This is a genomic window from Mesorhizobium sp. M1348 (assembly GCF_040317925.1).
Classification (GTDB): Bacteria; Pseudomonadota; Alphaproteobacteria; order Rhizobiales; family Rhizobiaceae; genus Mesorhizobium.
In genome coordinates this window covers 116064-131812 of the sequence record NZ_JAMYLH010000002.1, presented here as the reverse complement: position 1 = coordinate 131812, position 15749 = coordinate 116064, and the positions used below count along the sequence as shown (strand labels likewise).

Annotated in this window: 15 protein-coding genes and 1 pseudogene; 11 read left to right on the top strand and 5 right to left on the bottom strand. The window is 62.1% G+C overall.

The genetic code is table 11. The annotated features are described in order from the left end of the window. Positions 1–92 precede the first annotated feature (92 nt). Positions 93–986, top strand: coding sequence for a LysR family transcriptional regulator (locus NKH13_RS04680; RefSeq protein ID WP_352910861.1), 894 nt, complete (start codon positions 93–95; stop codon positions 984–986). Positions 987–1090: 104 nt separating this feature from the next. Here NKH13_RS04680 and rpsI read toward each other — a convergent pair whose 3' ends face one another. The 3 genes from rpsI to NKH13_RS04665 form a co-directional block, all read right to left on the bottom strand. Further along, a complete protein-coding gene (gene rpsI / locus NKH13_RS04675) occupies positions 1091–1573 on the bottom strand; it encodes a 30S ribosomal protein S9 (protein WP_023717316.1) in 483 nt (160 codons plus the stop codon). Between the two features lies 1 nt (position 1574). After that, entirely contained in the window at positions 1575–2039 is a 465-nt protein-coding gene (gene rplM, locus NKH13_RS04670; RefSeq protein WP_023674645.1) for a 50S ribosomal protein L13, read from the bottom strand. Positions 2040–2251: 212 nt separating this feature from the next. After that, positions 2252–2716: a PaaI family thioesterase gene (locus tag NKH13_RS04665; protein WP_352714782.1), complete on the bottom strand. Its 465-nt coding sequence runs from the start codon at positions 2714–2716 to the stop codon at positions 2252–2254. A gap of 149 nt (positions 2717–2865) precedes the next feature. Here NKH13_RS04665 and NKH13_RS04660 point away from each other — a divergent pair, with 149 nt between their 5' ends. The 6 genes from NKH13_RS04660 (at position 2866) to NKH13_RS04635 (ending at position 7227) form a co-directional block, all read left to right on the top strand. Next, on the top strand, positions 2866–3687 hold the full coding sequence (locus NKH13_RS04660; protein ID WP_352714780.1) for an enoyl-CoA hydratase: 822 nt from the start codon (positions 2866–2868) through the stop codon (positions 3685–3687). 9 nt (positions 3688–3696) lie between these two features. Continuing rightward, positions 3697–4119 carry a VOC family protein gene (locus tag NKH13_RS04655; RefSeq protein WP_352910857.1) on the top strand — a complete coding sequence of 141 codons (423 nt, stop codon included), beginning with the start codon at positions 3697–3699 and terminating at the stop codon, positions 4117–4119. 11 nt (positions 4120–4130) lie between these two features. After that, complete coding sequence (locus NKH13_RS04650; protein WP_352715225.1) at positions 4131–4907, top strand: AAA family ATPase; 777 nt, start codon at positions 4131–4133, stop codon at positions 4905–4907. Further along, positions 4904–5425, top strand: a complete 522-nt coding sequence (locus tag NKH13_RS04645) for a CoA-binding protein (protein WP_352714777.1) — start codon at positions 4904–4906, stop codon at positions 5423–5425. The genes NKH13_RS04650 and NKH13_RS04645 overlap by 4 nt, the downstream gene beginning before the upstream one ends. 165 nt (positions 5426–5590) lie before the next feature. Then, entirely contained in the window at positions 5591–6871 is a 1281-nt protein-coding gene (locus NKH13_RS04640) for an O-acetylhomoserine aminocarboxypropyltransferase (protein WP_352714775.1), read from the top strand. Between the two features lie 5 nt (positions 6872–6876). Then, positions 6877–7227 carry a cupin domain-containing protein gene (locus NKH13_RS04635; protein ID WP_352714773.1) on the top strand — a complete coding sequence of 117 codons (351 nt, stop codon included), beginning with the start codon at positions 6877–6879 and terminating at the stop codon, positions 7225–7227. A 33-nt stretch (positions 7228–7260) separates the two neighbouring features. On the opposite strand, the pseudogene NKH13_RS04630 reads toward NKH13_RS04635, so the two are convergent. After that, positions 7261–8507, bottom strand: a pseudogene (locus tag NKH13_RS04630) (cytochrome P450). A 96-nt stretch (positions 8508–8603) separates the two neighbouring features. On the opposite strand from NKH13_RS04630, the gene NKH13_RS04625 reads away from it, so the two are divergent. Further along, positions 8604–9707, top strand: coding sequence for an NAD(P)/FAD-dependent oxidoreductase (locus NKH13_RS04625; RefSeq protein ID WP_352910852.1), 1104 nt, complete (start codon positions 8604–8606; stop codon positions 9705–9707). A 4-nt stretch (positions 9708–9711) separates the two neighbouring features. Here NKH13_RS04625 and NKH13_RS04620 read toward each other — a convergent pair whose 3' ends face one another. Then, positions 9712–10302 carry a hypothetical protein gene (locus tag NKH13_RS04620; protein ID WP_352714767.1) on the bottom strand — a complete coding sequence of 197 codons (591 nt, stop codon included), beginning with the start codon at positions 10300–10302 and terminating at the stop codon, positions 9712–9714. Positions 10303–10650: 348 nt separating this feature from the next. Here NKH13_RS04620 and clpP point away from each other — a divergent pair, with 348 nt between their 5' ends. The 3 genes from clpP (at position 10651) to lon (ending at position 15553) form a co-directional block, all read left to right on the top strand. Then, positions 10651–11280 carry an ATP-dependent Clp endopeptidase proteolytic subunit ClpP gene (clpP, locus tag NKH13_RS04615; RefSeq protein ID WP_352516802.1) on the top strand — a complete coding sequence of 210 codons (630 nt, stop codon included), beginning with the start codon at positions 10651–10653 and terminating at the stop codon, positions 11278–11280. A 306-nt stretch (positions 11281–11586) separates the two neighbouring features. Continuing rightward, the gene (gene clpX / locus NKH13_RS04610; protein ID WP_006332719.1) at positions 11587–12861 is read left to right on the top strand and encodes an ATP-dependent Clp protease ATP-binding subunit ClpX; all 1275 of its coding nucleotides are present in this window, start codon (positions 11587–11589) and stop codon (positions 12859–12861) included. 280 nt (positions 12862–13141) lie between these two features. Then, entirely contained in the window at positions 13142–15553 is a 2412-nt protein-coding gene (gene lon / locus NKH13_RS04605) for an endopeptidase La (protein ID WP_352491903.1), read from the top strand. The last annotated feature ends 196 nt before the right edge of the window (positions 15554–15749 follow it).

The window sequence follows — 15749 nt, the reverse complement described above, 5'->3', positions numbered from 1 at the left end:
TCTTTCTCCTTCAGGGATGGTGCACAGATAGACGCTGTCCGATCTCGTGATAATTGGGTACAATTCGCACGGGCTGTGCGGAATGACGAACAATGCAGATTGATCTCGGGGATCTGAACGCCTTCGTGGCCGTAGCGCGCGCCAAAGGTTTTCGGGATGCGGCACGCGCCAGCGGCGGCAGTGCGTCCGGCTTGAGCGAGGCGGTGCGCCGCCTGGAGACGCAGCTCGGTGTCAGGCTGCTCAACCGGACGACCCGCAGCGTCGTCCTGACGGAAGCCGGCGAAGGTCTGCTGGCGCGGCTCGGTCCAGCCTTGACCGAGGTGCAATCAGCGCTGGACGTGGTGAACGGCTTTCGCGACAGGCCGGCCGGCTCGCTGCGCCTCAACGTGCCGGTCAGCGCGGCGCGGCTGGTCCTGCCCAGCATCGTCCCGCGGTTCCTTGCCGCCTATCCCGGCATCCGGCTGGAGGTGGTCGCCGAGGAGAGCTTTGTCGATGTGCTGGCGGCGGGCTGCGACGCCGGCATCCGCTATGACGAGCGGCTGGAGCAGGACATGATCGCCGTGCCGATAGGACCGCGAGTGCAGCGCTTCGCCACCGCCGCCAGCCCTGCCTACCTGGATCGTCACGGCCGCCCGCAGCACCCGCGCGATCTGCTCGGCCACGCCTGCCTGCGCGGCCGCTTCGCCAACCGTGCGATGCCGCCGTGGGAATTCGAGCGCGACGGCGAGGTGGTGCGGGTCGACCCAAGTGGGCCGCTTCTCGTGACACTGGGCGGGGCGACCGACCTCAAGGTCGATGCAGCCATCGCCGGCACAGGCATCGTCAGCCTGTTCGAGGATTGGCTGCGCCCTCACTTCGAGAGCGGGGCGCTCGAACCGGTGCTTGAACCGTGGTGGCAGACCTTCTCCGGGCCGTTCCTTTATTATCCCGGCCGGCGCCTCGTGCCGGCGCCGCTGCGGGCGTTCATTGACTTCATCAAAGTCTGAAGTCCGCCAGCATGCGTACGAGCCGCGCCCGATGGGTGATGGCTCTGCACGAAAAGAAAGGCCGCCCGGAGGCGGCCTTTTGATAGTGTGTAATTGCGCAGTGCTTAGCGTTTGGAGAACTGGAAGCTCCGGCGGGCCTTCGCCTTGCCGTATTTCTTGCGCTCGACGACGCGGCTGTCGCGGGTCAGGAAGCCACCCTTCTTGAGCACGGCGCGCAGCGCCGGCTCGTAATAGGTCAGCGCCTTGGAGATGCCGTGGCGCACGGCACCGGCCTGACCGGAGAGGCCGCCGCCGATGACGGTGGCAACGATGTCGTACTGGCCGGCGCGGTTGGCGGCGATGATCGGCTGGTTGAGGATCATCTGCAGCACCGGACGCGCGAAATATTCGGCGAACACCTTGTCGTTGACGACGATCTTGCCGGAGCCGGGCTTCACCCAGACACGGGCGATGGCGTTCTTGCGCTTGCCGGTAGCATAGGCGCGGCCCGATTTGTCGAGCTTCTGGACATGGACGGGTGCTGCCGGCTGGGTGTTGGTGTTGCCGGTGGCAGTTCCGAGTTCTGCGAGCGAGGAAAGCTCAGCCATTTTACGAAACCTTCTTGTTCTTGGCGTTCAGCTTGGCCACGTCGAGGACGACGGGCTGCTGGGCGACATGCGGATGTTCCGTGCCTGCATAGACGCGGAGATTTTTCATCTGGCGACGGCCGAGCGGGCCACGCGGGATCATGCGTTCAACGGCCTTCTCCACGACACGCTCGGGAAAGCGGCCCTCGAGCAGCTGGCGCGCGGTGCGCTCCTTGACGCCGCCGGGGTGGCCGGTGTGCCAGTAATAGACCTTGTCGGTGAACTTCTTGCCGGTGAACACCACTTTGTCGGCATTGATGACGATGACGTTGTCGCCGTCGTCGACGTGCGGGGTGAAGGTGGGCTTGTGCTTGCCGCGAAGATGATTGGCGATGACAGTGGCGAGACGGCCGACGACGAGACCCTCGGCGTCGATCAGCACCCACTTCTTCACCACATCCGCAGGCTTCTGCGAAAAGGTTGCCATGGATTGTTGCTTTCGGTTCGGACCTTCAAAGAAGGCGTTTCTTGTTGCTTGGATTGGCGAAAGGCACTTGCCGTCGCCAATAACAAAACGGCGGCCTTTGCGGGCCGCTGTTCCGTGAGGGCTTATAGGAGAGAGCGGCGACTACGTCAAGGCGCGTGAAAAGCCATCTCTGGGGTAAAAGCAAACAAAAACAATGGCTTGAGAATAAGGTATTATTTTACCACATCGCCAATCCGCTTTGGCGGGATCGAATAGGTGCCCGTTGCGTGCGCTACCGTGTGTCCCTCCGGGCCGGCGACGATGTCGATATCGAACACCATCAGGCTCTTGCCGAGCTTGAGGATGCGGCAATAGCCGTCGATCGGCCCGGCCTCGGCCTTCCGGACAAAATTGATGTTGAGACTGGTGGTGACCGAAAGCGCATCCGGCCCGGCATGCGAGAGCACGCAGACATAGCCGCCTATGTCGGCCAGCGTGAACAGCGACGAACCCGAGACGGTGCCGCCGGGACGCAAATGGCGCTCGTCTGCATTGAGCCGCACGATACAGCCGCCTGGAAACACCTCCAACGCCTCATAGAAGGTGAACTGGTCGTTGAGTTGCGGGAAAACGGTCGCCATCAGCGCGTTGATTTCGGCAGCCGTCAGCACCGGCTTGAGATTGCTTTGAGCAGGCATGTCGGTCTCTCGTTTGCGCCTGCCTGTATGAGCGTAGCGTGCCGTTTCTGGCAACAGCCATTCATTATTGCAGAAGCGGGGTGTTGGACGAAGCGAGACCCGCATACTAGATTAGTCCATCACCGATCCGGAATCGCGGAGGAACGATCATGGCCGAAATCGTCGCCATCAAGCCTGCCGTTGCCGAAGGGCCGGTCGCCGCCCGGCTGGATAAGGGCGTGCTGCGCCTTACGCTCGCCAATCCGCCGGCCAATGCTCTTTCGCTTGCAGTGATGGCGGCGCTGATGACGGAACTCGACCGCGCCAAGGCCGACAAGTCCGTCCGCGTCATCGTCCTTGGGGCGGCCGGCAAAGTGTTCTGCGCCGGGCACGACCTCAAGGAGTTGAGCACGCATCGCGCCGATGCCGATCGCGGCAGGGCCTTCTTCGAAAAGACGTTTTCCGCCTGCGCTTCACTGATGCAGGCGATCGTTCGCCATCCCAAGCCGGTGATCGCCGAAGTCGACGGACTGGCGACGGCGGCCGGGTCGCAGCTGGTCGCCAGCTGCGACCTCGCCATCGCCTCGCACGAGGCGACCTTCTGCACGCCTGGCGTCAATATCGGACTGTTCTGTTCGACACCGATGGTGGCGCTGTCGCGCAATGTCTCGCGCAAGCACGCCATGGAGATGCTTTTGACCGGCGAGACGATCGATGCGGCAACCGCCAAGGAATTCGGCTTGGTCAACCGCGTCGTGCCGCGCGAATATCTGAATCAGATCGTCACCAAATACGCGCAAACCATTGCGTCCAAATCCTCCTTGGTCGTCAAGATCGGCAAGGAAGCCTTCTACGAGCAGGCGGAAATGGGGCTGGCCGAGGCCTATGATTACACTGGGCGCGTCATGGTCGAGAACATGCTGGCGCGCGATGCGGAAGAGGGCATTGGCGCCTTCATCGGCAAGCGCAAGCCGGAATGGCCGGAGGAATAGGAGGCGGATATGGAACCGCGCATCTCCATCATCACCATCGCCACGGACGATCTCGACCGCGCCACGCGCTTTTATGAGGCGATGGGCCTGACCCGCCACGCTGGGATCACCGACGGCGTTGCCTTCTTCCAGATGGGCGGCGCCATCCTTGCCCTGTTTCCGCGCCCAAGCGCCGAGGAGGATTCAGGCGTGACCTTCGGCAAAGCGCCGTCGGCCGTTTACCTTGCCTACAACACCCGCTCCGACGCCGAGGTCGATGCAGTGCTGGCGCTGGCCGAGACGGCCGGCGGCCGTATCGTCAAGCCGGCGCAACGCGCCTTCTGGGGCGGCTGGTATGGCTATTTCGCCGATGCCGACGGGCATGTCTGGGAAGTGGCGCACAATCCGGCTTTTCCGATCGCGGAAGACGGATCGATTTCGCTGCCGGCTTGACGAGGTTCCCTCTGGCTCATCGCAAGCAACTGACGCGGCTGAAGGCGCCCTATCTCAAGCGTATCCTGATCGAGCCCGGCCGGGTCGTCGATTGGGAAAAATATCCCTGGAACCTGCCGATCTTTCACGGCCACGAATTCGAGCTCGAATTCACCACGCCGATCACCATCATCGTCGGCGAGAACGGCACCGGCAAATCGACATTGCTCGAAGCGATCGGCGCGCTGGCCGGCTACGATGAAGCTGGCGGCGGCAAGGGCTACATGCCGGTCGACCACTCCCGAGCCATCGACAAGAGCGGCGCGGCGCTGGCGGCAACGTTGCGTGGCCACTGGCTGCCGAAGGTCACCGCAGGCTGGTTCTTTCGCGCCGAATCCTTCTATTCGGTCGCCCGCTATCTCGATCAGGCTGCCATCGACGCACATGAGGCGCCGCCCGACTTCCTGTCCTGGTCGCATGGCGAGGGCTTCATCAGGTTCTTCGAGGAGCGCTGCCGCCGGCAAGGCATTTACATCCTGGACGAGCCCGAAAGCGCCTTGTCGCCGACGCGGCAGATCGAACTTCTCAAGATGCTGCGGCGGATGGACCAGTCCGGCACGGCACAGGTGATCATGGCGACGCATTCGCCGCTGCTGATGGCCTGTCCCGGCGCGCGGCTGTTCCGCATCAGCCGGTCCGGGCTCGACCCCACCGATTTTAGCGATACCGACCATTTCCGCATGATGCGCAATTTTTGCAACGATCCAGATGGTTTTCTCGCCGAAGCGCTGTATGAGGACGAGGCATGAACCACGACGCCTACGACAACGCCTATATCGCCGGCATCCTCAATTCGGTGAAGACCATCGCCATGGTCGGCGCGTCGGCCAATGACGTTCGGCCGAGCTATTTCGTGCTGAAATATCTGCTCGGCAAGGGGTTTTCGGTGTTCCCGATCAATCCCGGCCAGGCCGGCAAGGAAATCCTCGGCCGGATGACCTATGCCAGGCTTGCTGATGTTCCCGAGCCGGTCGATATGGTCGACGTCTTTCGCGCTTCCGTTGCCGTGCCGGGCATTGTCGACGAGGTGTTGCGGCTCGATCCGCTGCCGAAGGTCATCTGGATGCAGCTTGGCATACGCCATGACGAGGCGGCCGCGCGCGCCGAAGCCGCCGGCATTAAGGTGGTGATGAACCGTTGCCCCAAGATCGAATATGGCAAGCTGTCCGGCGAGATCGGCTGGACCGGCGTCAATTCAGGCGTGCTGTCCTCGAAGAAGCCGCTGATGCGCCCGGGGTTCCAGAGTTTCGGCGTTCGCCAGAAGTAGGTAGTGAATGGTGAATGGTGAATGGTGAATAGAAGGATTTTTCTGAAAGGCGGGCAAGGCGGCATATGAGCCGCTTGCAATGAGGGTGGGGCTGGCCGACTTTGCCATTCACCATTCACCATTCACCATTCACCATTCACCATTCACCATTGAGGGAGGTTTTCGATGGCCCGCACGCCCGGTTTCAATACGCTCGCCGTCCATGCCGGCGCTAAGCCGGATCCGGCGACAGGGGCGCGAGCGACGCCGATCTACCAGACGACCTCCTTCGTCTTCGACGATGCCGACCATGCCGCCTCGCTGTTCGGGCTGAAGGCGTTCGGCAACATCTACACCCGCATCATGAACCCGACCCAAGCGGTGCTGGAAGAGCGCATCGCGGCACTCGAAGGCGGCACGGCAGGCCTTGCCGTCGCCTCCGGCCATGCCGCGCAGGTGCTGGTCTTCCACAACCTGATGCAGCCCGGCGACAATTTCGTTTCAGCGACAAAGCTTTACGGCGGCTCGATCAACCAGTTCGGCCACGCCTTCAAGAATTTCGGTTGGCAGGTGCGCTGGGCCGACACCAATGACATGTCGACCTTCGAGAGCCAGATCGACGACAGGACCAAGGCGATCTTCATCGAAAGCCTGGCCAATCCGGGCGGCGTCTTCGTCGATATCGAGAAGATCGGCGACATTGCCCGTAAGCACGGCCTGCCGCTGATCGTCGACAACACGCTAGCCTCGCCCTATCTGCTGCGGCCGATCGAACATGGCGCCGACATCGTCGTGCATTCGCTGACCAAGTTCATCGGCGGCCACGGCAATTCGATCGGCGGCGCCATCGTCGACGGCGGCACCTTCGACTGGTCGAAGTCGGGCAAATATCCGATGCTTTCGGAGCCGCGCCCTGAATATGGCGGCCTCGTCCTGCACGAAACCTTCGGCAATTTCGCTTTCGCCATTGCCGCCCGCGTGCTCGGCCTGCGCGATATCGGCGCCGCGATTTCGCCGTTCAACGCGTTCCTGATCCTGACTGGCCTGGAAACCTTGCCGCTCAGGATGCAGCGCCATTGCGACAACGCGGCGGCGGTCGCCGGATGGCTCTCCAACCACCCCAAGGTCGCCTGGGTGTCCTATCCCGGCCTGCCCAGTGACAAGAACAACGCGTTGCAGAAGAAGTACTCGCCGCTTGGCGCCGGCGCGGTGTTCACCTTCGGGTTGAAGGGCGGCTACGCGGCGGGCATCAAATTCGTCGAAGCGCTCGAACTGTTCTCGCACCTGGCCAATGTTGGCGACACCAAGTCGCTGGTCATCCACCCGGCATCGACCACGCATCGCCAGCTTTCCGACGAGCAGAAGATCAACGCCGGGGCAGGGCCGGACACGGTCAGGCTTTCGGTCGGTATCGAGGATGTCGACGACATCGTCGCCGATCTGGAACAGGCTCTCGCCAAGGTTTGATCGCCATGACCAGGCCGAAATTTCTTTCCGTCGGCGTCGACAAGGTCGAACCGGAGCTTGGCGCACCGGCGCCGGATCGCCTGATTTCGGGCGATCCGAAATTCCGCACCTGGAATGTTGAGGAGCAGGACGGCGGCCTCTATGCCGGCATATGGGAAGCGACGCCAGGCAAATGGCGCATCGAATATGATGAGTGGGAGTTCTGCCACATCCTTTCAGGGGTCTCGGTGATCGCCGAAGACGGCGGCGATGCGCGCACTGTCGGGGCCGGCGATAGTTTCGTGCTGAGGCCGGGCTTCAAGGGCAGCTGGGAAGTGCTTGAAACGACTCGCAAGGAGTATGTGATCAAGCTTTGATCACCCTGCGGCTGAGCCTGCCGGATCGAATGCTCAAAAGCGTACCGCGAGCGTTTCCAGCCCGTGGAAATGATAGCTGTCGCGGAAGCGTGGCTGTTCGGCGAGATGGAGCCGCGGCAAGCGCTCGAACAGGGTTTTCAGCGACACCTGCAGTTCGAGCCGGGCGAGCGGCGCGCCGATGCAGAAATGGATGCCGGCGCCGAACGATACGTTCTTCTGGTCGGCACGGTCCGGCCTGAAGGCGAGGGGCTCGGCAAACGCAGTAGGGTCGCGATTGGCCATGCCGAGCAACAGCCCGATCGTCTCGCCCGGCTGGACGATGATCCCCGGCCCGGCCTCGACCTCCTGATAGGCGTAGCGCGTGAACATGTGCAGCGGCGCGTCGAAGCGCAGGCACTCTTCGACCGTCGCGGCTGTTGCTTCCAGTGAGGCGAAGAAGCGGCGCGGGTCGCCGCCTTGCGCAAGGATCGAGCGCACCGCATTGCCGGTCTGGTGGACAGTTGCCTCATGACCGGCATTGAGCAAAAGGATTGCCGAGGACACCAGTTCGTCCTCCGACAGTTTCTGGCCGTCCTCCTGTGCCGCAATCAGCAGCGACAGAAGATCCTCGCCCGGCCTCTTTCGCCGCTCGGCGACGTAGCCGCGCAGAAAATCGGAAAAGTCGCGCGCGGCGCGATTGGCCGTCTCTTGATCTCGCGGGTGCGGCCATGCATATACATGGCGACCATCCGATGCGACCAGTCGAGCAGCTGCGGCCCCATGTCGACCGGCACGCCGAGCATTTCCGCAATGATGGTAATCGGCAAGGGAGCGGCGAACGCCGGCAGCAGGTCGACTCCTCCTGGTTCGAAACGGTCAATCAGTTCGTTGGCCAGCGCCTCGACGCGCGGCCTGAGCCGCTCAACCTGGCGCGAGACGAAGGCGCGGTTGACCAGCGTTCTGAGCCGTGTGTGGACGGGCGGCTCCAGCTCCAGCATCGAATTGGCCTCGACGCCGTCGAAGGCGCTGAGATGCGTGCGGTCCTGGCCGATGCCCCGGCTGTCCGGAATGCCGGCCGGGTTCTGCCGGCCGAAGCGGCGATCGCGCAACAGACGGTTGACGTCGTCGAAGCCGCCAAAGCACCAGAAACCAAATTCTTCCCAGACGAAGGCGTTCGATGCGCCGTGCAGGAAGGTGTAAGCTTCGTAAGGGTCCTGGAAAAAAGCCGGCTCGTGCGGATCGAGCCGCAGGCGACGCGTGGCTGGATCAAAGGCAAGGTAGGGCGGCTTCAATTCGGTCATGCCAGATCATTAGCGCGGCTTGCCAGTCTGGTGCCAGACCGTATGTTGGCCCTCCCGAGAGGTGAGCCGCCGAAGCGGTTGCGGAAGGACGGTTTCATGAATGTGATCGTGGTCGGTGCGGGCATTGCCGGGCTTTCCACAGCGTGGTCTCTGGTCAAGGCCGGTCACCTCGTCTCGATCGTCGAGCAGGGACCGATTCCCAATCCGCTTGCAGCGTCGGGCGACCATCATCGCATTATCCGCCGCGCCTACCGGGCCGGAACGGGCTACGGCCGGCTGATCACCGAAGCCTACGAAGCATGGGACGAGATGTGGGCCGATCTCGGCGAAAGCCATCTCGATCCGCGCGGCTTCATCTGTATTTCGCGGGAGCCGGGAGATGAGGCGGAGGAATACCGCGAAGGCATGGAAGCCGGGAATTATCCGTTCGAATTGTTCGAACCGGACGCCGCGGTCGAACGCTGGCCGTTCCTGCAGCCCGGTTCGTTCCGCTATGCGTATTTTTCGCCGGACGGTGGCGCGTTGCACTGCCGCAAGATCGCCTGGGGCCTCGCCACGTGGCTGCGCGCGAATGGCGCCAATGTCTACGAAAACAGCAAGGTGGTCGAGATCGACGCCGACGCCGGACATGTCGTGCTTGCGAGCGGCGAAACGATGCAGGCCGACCGGATCATCGTCGCTGCCGGCGCCTGGGTGCTAAAACTGTTCCCGGAGCTGGATGGCCAACTGAAAACCTGGCGCACCGCGCTCGCCTATGTCGAACCGCCGGCGGATCTGAAAGCAGCTTGGCAGGCTGCACCCGTTGTCCTCGACATCGGCGGCAGCGTCGACGGCTATGCAATCCCGCCGACAGGTGGCGCCAGCATGAAATTCGGCTCGGGCCTGCACAGGGTGCCGACCAGCGATGCCGACTGGAACCGCCAGCCGGTGCCGGGCGAGGGTGAGGCGATCCGCAACCTGTTTTCGCCGCCGATTGCCCGCATCGCGGAATACAAGGTCACCGAAGTGGTCACCTGCGCCTACACCTTCACCGCCGACGAGAAGTTCCTGGCCCACCGGAAAGGCAAATGCCTGGTTATCTCGGCCTGCTCCGGCCACGGCTACAAGTTCGGCGCGGCAGTTGGCAGAAGGGTTGCGGCCTGCGTCGGCAATGGCGATGTCGACGGCCTGAAGAAATGGCTCAGGGCCGAGGCGGCCTGAGCGCCTAGTATCGGCAATGCCTCGGAATATGCACGCGCCGCCAGCTCGACGAGCCCTCCCTGACCACCACGCGGCGAGCCACTGTCTGGTAGGACGCCGGAATGTCGATGATGCGCCGCTGCTCCGGCCGCACCAGCACCTCTCCGGCGACGCTCTCGTATTCGGCGGGGAGGACAACGCGCCGCCGGCGTTCCGGCTCAACCACGACGATTTCGGCCACGCGTTCATAGCGCGCCCTGTGCCTGACCTTGCACAGCACCTTGCGGCCATTGATGATGCGCCATTCCCAGGAATAGCCGCTGTTATCGACCCTCACGGAGCGGTGGATGGTGCGGGTGATGGCGGGCACGATCTCGTAGCTGACGCGCGCCGGCGCGATCTGGACCACGCGCTCGCGCGTCCCGTAGATTGGCGCCTCGTATTCCACCTGCTGGCCGGCTGGGCTGACGAGCACGTCCTCGTAGAGCGTGTCGTAGACGGCCGGCCGGTTGACCTGCTCGTAGCATTCGACCGCGCGTCCGCCGGCAGCCGCCTCGGACGCCATGCCGAGAACGGTGATGCCGGTAAGGGCCAAGGAAGCAGTTTTCCTGATCATCGCACTCCCCCTTATTTGAACTGCGTGAAGCGGGTTCAACGTTGGATTGTAGGGCAAGCCGCGGCCGGAAAAAGCGGTTTCACCACTTTTCGTTAAGCGATGCGGTTAAGAAACTGCTAAACAACGGCCAGACATGAGCGCCCCTTCCCACCGCAGGAGAGGGGCTGCCGGCACGGCGACAGGCGAAACTGGTTTGGAAACCTTGATTCGACTTAACCGGATGGCTAGGAGAGGCGGCCTTGCGCTAGGGTGAGCCGGCATCCTATTTACACAATAACGATCCAGAACCGATTCTGCCCGATTGCAAATCTCCGGCGCCGGAATCCCATCCTCAAAAAGGGATAGTCCATGAAGAACCCCGTCGAAACCTACATGAACCTCGTTCCGATGGTGGTCGAACAGACCAATCGCGGCGAGCGGGCCTACGACATTTTCTCGCGGCTCCTCAAGGAGCGCATCATTTTCATCACCGGTCCGGTCGAGGACGGCATGGCGACGCTGGTCTGCGCGCAGCTGCTGTTCCTCGAGGCGGAGAATCCGAAGAAGGAAATCAACCTCTATATCAACTCACCCGGCGGCGTCGTCACCTCCGGCATGGCGATCTACGACACCATGCAGTTCATCAAGCCCGCTGTGTCGACGCTGTGCATCGGCCAGGCCGCATCGATGGGCTCGCTGCTTCTCACCGCAGGCGAGAAGGGCATGCGCTTTGCCACGCCGAACGCCCGCATCATGGTCCACCAGCCTTCCGGCGGCTTCCAGGGCCAGGCCTCCGACATCGAGCGTCATGCCCAGGACATCATCAAGCTGAAGCGCCGCCTCAATGAGGTTTACGTCAAGCACACCGGCAAGAGCTACGATGAGATTGAAAAAACGCTCGACCGTGACCATTTCATGACTGCCGACGAGGCCAGGGATTTCGGCCTCATCGACAAGGTCATTTCGTCACGTGAGCCGGTCGAAGGTATTGCCTTATAGGTCCGCGGTGGCCCCGCGGTGGCAATGAGTGGCGGGATCACGCGCTTTTGGCGCAGCTTGCGGCATTTCGGCCACAATTGGCTGTTCCCTCGACGGGTGCAATTGCCTACGTTAAGGCTATGTTGATTTTCGACGGCTTAGCTTTGCGCGTGGGGTTGTTCGAATCATTGCCCCGTTTTCCGATTTGTGTTTCGTACGGAATGCGTTGCGGGAGCCGGGGCACTGGCGGCAGCGGATTCCCGCGATAGATTGAATATACGCCCTTTCAACCAGACCATCGGCGGGCGGCCATGAAAGGACAGGAAAATGAGCAAGGTCGGCAACAACAGCGGTGATTCCAAGAACACGCTTTATTGCTCGTTTTGCGGCAAAAGCCAGCACGAAGTGCGCAAGCTGATCGCCGGGCCGACGGTGTTCATCTGCGACGAATGCGTCGAACTGTGCATGGACATCATCCGCGAGGAGAACAAGACCTCGATGGTGAAGTCGCGCGAGGGCGTGCCGACCCCGCAGGAAATCCTAAAAGTTCTCGACGACTACGTCATCGGCCAGCCCTACGCCAAGCGCGTACTGTCGGTGGCCGTCCACAACCACTACAAGCGCCTCGCCCATGCCGGCAAGAACAACGACGTCGAGCTGGCGAAGTCGAACATCCTGCTCATCGGCCCGACCGGTTGCGGCAAGACGCTGCTGGCGCAGACGCTGGCCCGTATCATCGACGTCCCCTTCACCATGGCCGACGCGACGACGCTGACCGAGGCCGGCTATGTCGGCGAGGATGTCGAGAACATCATCCTGAAGCTGTTGCAGTCGGCCGACTACAATGTCGAGCGCGCCCAGCGCGGCATCGTCTATATCGACGAGATCGACAAGATCTCGCGCAAGTCGGACAATCCCTCGATCACCCGCGACGTGTCGGGCGAGGGCGTGCAGCAGGCACTTTTGAAGATCATGGAAGGCACCGTTGCCTCCGTGCCGCCGCAGGGCGGCAGGAAGCATCCGCAGCAGGAATTTCTGCAGGTCGACACCGCCAACATCCTGTTCATCTGCGGCGGCGCTTTCGCCGGCCTGGACAAGATCATCTCGGATCGCGGCAGGAAGACCTCGATCGGTTTCGGCGCCATCGTCGCTTCGCCCGAGGATCGCCGCACCGGCGATGTTTTCCGCCTGGTCGAGCCTGAGGATCTCTTGAAGTTCGGCCTCATTCCCGAGTTCGTCGGCCGTCTGCCTGTCTTGGCCACGCTGGAGGATCTCGACGAGCCGGCACTGATCCAGATCCTGACCGAGCCGAAGAACGCGCTGGTCAAGCAGTATCAGCGGCTGTTCGAGATGGAAAATGTCGACCTGACCTTCCACGAGAACGCGCTCTCGGCGATCGCCAAGCGCGCCATCGAGCGCAAGACCGGCGCACGCGGCCTGCGTTCGATCATGGAAGCGATCCTGCTGGACACCATGTTCGAGCTGCCGGCACTAGAAGGCGTGCGCGAAGTGGTTATTTCGGAAGAGGTGGTGTCAGGCAACGCCAGGCCGCTCTACATCTATTCCGAGCAGAAGGAAAAGAAGGGCAACGTCAGCGCCTGACGTGAGCCGGCAATGGATTTTTCTGAAACGGCGCCGCAGGGCGCCGTTTTGCTGTCGCACACCGCGTATGGCGCCGCGTAATGGCCGCGGATTGGAGGGACGGACCGTGTTGACCCTTGATCTTTACCCCCTGTGCCTCCAACTAATGGCAGAAGGCCGTGGTGCCGAATTCTGTGCTGTAAAACTCCCGTCACAAACGGTGGTAGGCGGAACGATCCCCGGTCGTTAATATGAGATTCGCGGTTGGCCGATTGGCGGCCGCGACATGAAAGGTTGGACAATGGCCAAATTATCCAAGGCTCCCAGCGACGGCGTCTTTGCAGTCCTCCCACTGCGCGACATCGTGGTGTTCCCGCACATGATCGTTCCGCTCTTTGTCGGGCGTGAAAAGTCGATCAAAGCGCTGGAAGAAGTGATGGGTCAGGAAAAGCAGATCCTGCTCGCGACCCAGATGAATGCCGCCGACGACGATCCGGAGCCCGATGCCATCTTTGACATCGGCACGCTCGCCAATGTGCTGCAATTGCTGAAACTGCCGGACGGCACCGTGAAGGTGCTGGTCGAAGGCGCCTCGCGCGCGAAAATCGTCGCGTTCACCGACCGTCCCGACTTCCATGAGGCCCGTGCTGCTGCGCTGGTCGAACCGGATGAGGAAGAGGTCGAGGTCGAGGCGCTGGCGCGTTCCGTGGTCACCGACTTCGAGAACTACGTCAAGCTGAACAAGAAGATCTCGCCCGAAGTGGTAGGTGCCGCCAGCCAGATCGACGACTATTCCAAGCTCGCCGACACGGTCGCTTCGCATCTTGCCATCAAGATCCCCGAGAAGCAGGAGATGCTCGCCACGCTGTCCGTCAAGGAACGGCTGGAGAAGGCGATGGGCTTCATGGAAGCCGAAATCTCGGTGCTCCAGGTGGAGAAGCGCATCCGCTCGCGCGTCAAGCGCCAGATGGAGAAGACGCAGCGTGAATACTACCTCAACGAGCAGATGAAGGCGATCCAGAAGGAGCTCGGCGAGGGCGAGGACGGCCGCGACGAGGCCGCCGAGATCGAGGCGCGCATCAAGAAGACCAAGCTCTCCAAGGAGGCCCGCGAAAAGGCGGAAGCCGAACTGAAGAAGCTGCGGACGATGTCGCCGATGTCGGCTGAATCGACCGTCGTGCGCAACTATCTCGACTGGCTGCTGTCGATCCCGTGGGGCAGGAACTCCAAGGTCAAGCAGGATCTGGCCTTTGCCCAGAACGTGCTCGATACGGATCATTTCGGCCTCGACAAGGTCAAGGACCGCATCGTCGAATACCTCGCCGTGCAAAGCCGCCAGAAGAAGCTGAAGGGGCCGATCCTGTGCCTCGTCGGACCTCCCGGCGTCGGCAAGACGTCGCTCGGCAAGTCGATCGCCAAGGCGACCGGCCGCGAGTTCATCCGCATGGCGCTGGGCGGCGTGCGCGACGAAGCCGAGATCCGTGGTCACCGCCGCACCTATATCGGCTCGATGCCCGGCAAGGTCATCCAGTCGATGAAGAAGGCGAAGAAATCCAACCCGCTCTTCCTGCTCGACGAGATCGACAAGATGGGCCAGGATTTCCGCGGCGATCCGTCATCGGCTTTGCTCGAGGTGCTCGATCCCGAGCAGAACTCGACGTTCATGGACCATTACCTCGAGGTCGAATACGACCTGTCGAGCGTGATGTTCGTGACGACGGCGAACACGCTGAACATCCCTGCGCCCTTGATGGACCGCATGGAGATCATCCGTATCGCCGGCTACACCGAGGACGAGAAGATCGAAATCGCCAAGCGTCACCTGATGCCCAAGGTGATCCGCGACCACGCGTTGCAGCCGAAGGAGTTCTCCGTCGGCGAGGACGCGATCCGCGGCATCATCCAGACCTACACCCGTGAAGCGGGCGTCAGGAGCCTGGAGCGCGAGCTGATGAAGCTCGGGCGCAAGGCGGTGACCGAGATCCTGAAGACGAAGAAGAAGACGATCAACATCACGGCGGACAATCTTGCCGATTACCTTGGTGTTCCGCGCTTCCGCTTCGGCCAGGTCGAGAGCGACGATCAGGTCGGCGTGGTCACCGGGCTCGCCTGGACGGAAGTCGGCGGCGAGCTGTTGACGGTGGAAGGCGTCATGATGCCCGGCAAGGGCCGCATGACCGTGACCGGCAATCTGCGCGACGTGATGAAGGAATCGATCTCTGCGGCGGCCTCTTACGTCCGCTCGCGGGCCATCGATTTCGGCGTCGAGCCGCCGCTGTTCGACAAGCGCGATATCCACGTCCACGTGCCAGAGGGTGCAACCCCGAAGGACGGACCGTCGGCTGGCGTGGCGATGGCGACGGCGATTGTCTCGGTGCTGACCGGTATCCCGGTCAGGGCCGATGTGGCGATGACCGGCGAGATCACGCTGCGCGGCAGGGTGCTGCCGATCGGCGGCCTTAAGGAAAAGCTGCTTGCCGCACTCCGCGGCGGCATCAAGAAGGTGCTGATCCCGGAAGAGAACGCCAAGGATCTGGCGGAGATTCCGGAAAACGTGAAGAGCGGCATGGAAATCATTCCGGTCTCACGCGTTGGCGAAGTGTTGCGCCATGCGCTGGTGCGCATGCCGGAACCCATCCAGTGGGTCGAACCCGTTAATGCGCCGGCCGTGGTCGATGTCGGAGACGAGGCTGGTAAATCGCTAGCGCATTAGCTCTTGCTAAAGTTGCAATGCACAAAGAGAGAGCCGGGCCTTGAGCCCGGCTTTTTCATGTGAAGAACCCCGGATTTCCGGGCTTTTTTCGACTTTCTTGACGCTTTTCGACTTGGTTGCCGGAGCGCTTCTTTCTAAAGTCCGTTTCCTGCCGGATTGAGTCGAGTGTTCCGGTTTTCTCATGGAAGGGAATTTT

What these genes read in the sequence shown, in the direction of transcription:
- NKH13_RS04680 (WP_352910861.1), top strand. Translation starts at nt 93, where the DNA reads ATGCAGATTGATCTCGGGGATCTGAACGCCTTCGTGGCCGTAGCGCGC.
- rpsI (WP_023717316.1), bottom strand. Translation starts at nt 1,573, where the DNA reads ATGGCTGAGCTTTCCTCGCTCGCAGAACTCGGAACTGCCACCGGCAAC.
- rplM (WP_023674645.1), bottom strand. Translation starts at nt 2,039, where the DNA reads ATGGCAACCTTTTCGCAGAAGCCTGCGGATGTGGTGAAGAAGTGGGTG.
- NKH13_RS04665 (WP_352714782.1), bottom strand. Translation starts at nt 2,716, where the DNA reads ATGCCTGCTCAAAGCAATCTCAAGCCGGTGCTGACGGCTGCCGAAATC.
- NKH13_RS04660 (WP_352714780.1), top strand. Translation starts at nt 2,866, where the DNA reads ATGGCCGAAATCGTCGCCATCAAGCCTGCCGTTGCCGAAGGGCCGGTC.
- NKH13_RS04655 (WP_352910857.1), top strand. Translation starts at nt 3,697, where the DNA reads ATGGAACCGCGCATCTCCATCATCACCATCGCCACGGACGATCTCGAC.
- NKH13_RS04645 (WP_352714777.1), top strand. Translation starts at nt 4,904, where the DNA reads ATGAACCACGACGCCTACGACAACGCCTATATCGCCGGCATCCTCAAT.
- NKH13_RS04640 (WP_352714775.1), top strand. Translation starts at nt 5,591, where the DNA reads ATGGCCCGCACGCCCGGTTTCAATACGCTCGCCGTCCATGCCGGCGCT.
- NKH13_RS04635 (WP_352714773.1), top strand. Translation starts at nt 6,877, where the DNA reads ATGACCAGGCCGAAATTTCTTTCCGTCGGCGTCGACAAGGTCGAACCG.
- NKH13_RS04625 (WP_352910852.1), top strand. Translation starts at nt 8,604, where the DNA reads ATGAATGTGATCGTGGTCGGTGCGGGCATTGCCGGGCTTTCCACAGCG.
- NKH13_RS04620 (WP_352714767.1), bottom strand. Translation starts at nt 10,302, where the DNA reads ATGATCAGGAAAACTGCTTCCTTGGCCCTTACCGGCATCACCGTTCTC.
- clpP (WP_352516802.1), top strand. Translation starts at nt 10,651, where the DNA reads ATGAAGAACCCCGTCGAAACCTACATGAACCTCGTTCCGATGGTGGTC.
- clpX (WP_006332719.1), top strand. Translation starts at nt 11,587, where the DNA reads ATGAGCAAGGTCGGCAACAACAGCGGTGATTCCAAGAACACGCTTTAT.
- lon (WP_352491903.1), top strand. Translation starts at nt 13,142, where the DNA reads ATGGCCAAATTATCCAAGGCTCCCAGCGACGGCGTCTTTGCAGTCCTC.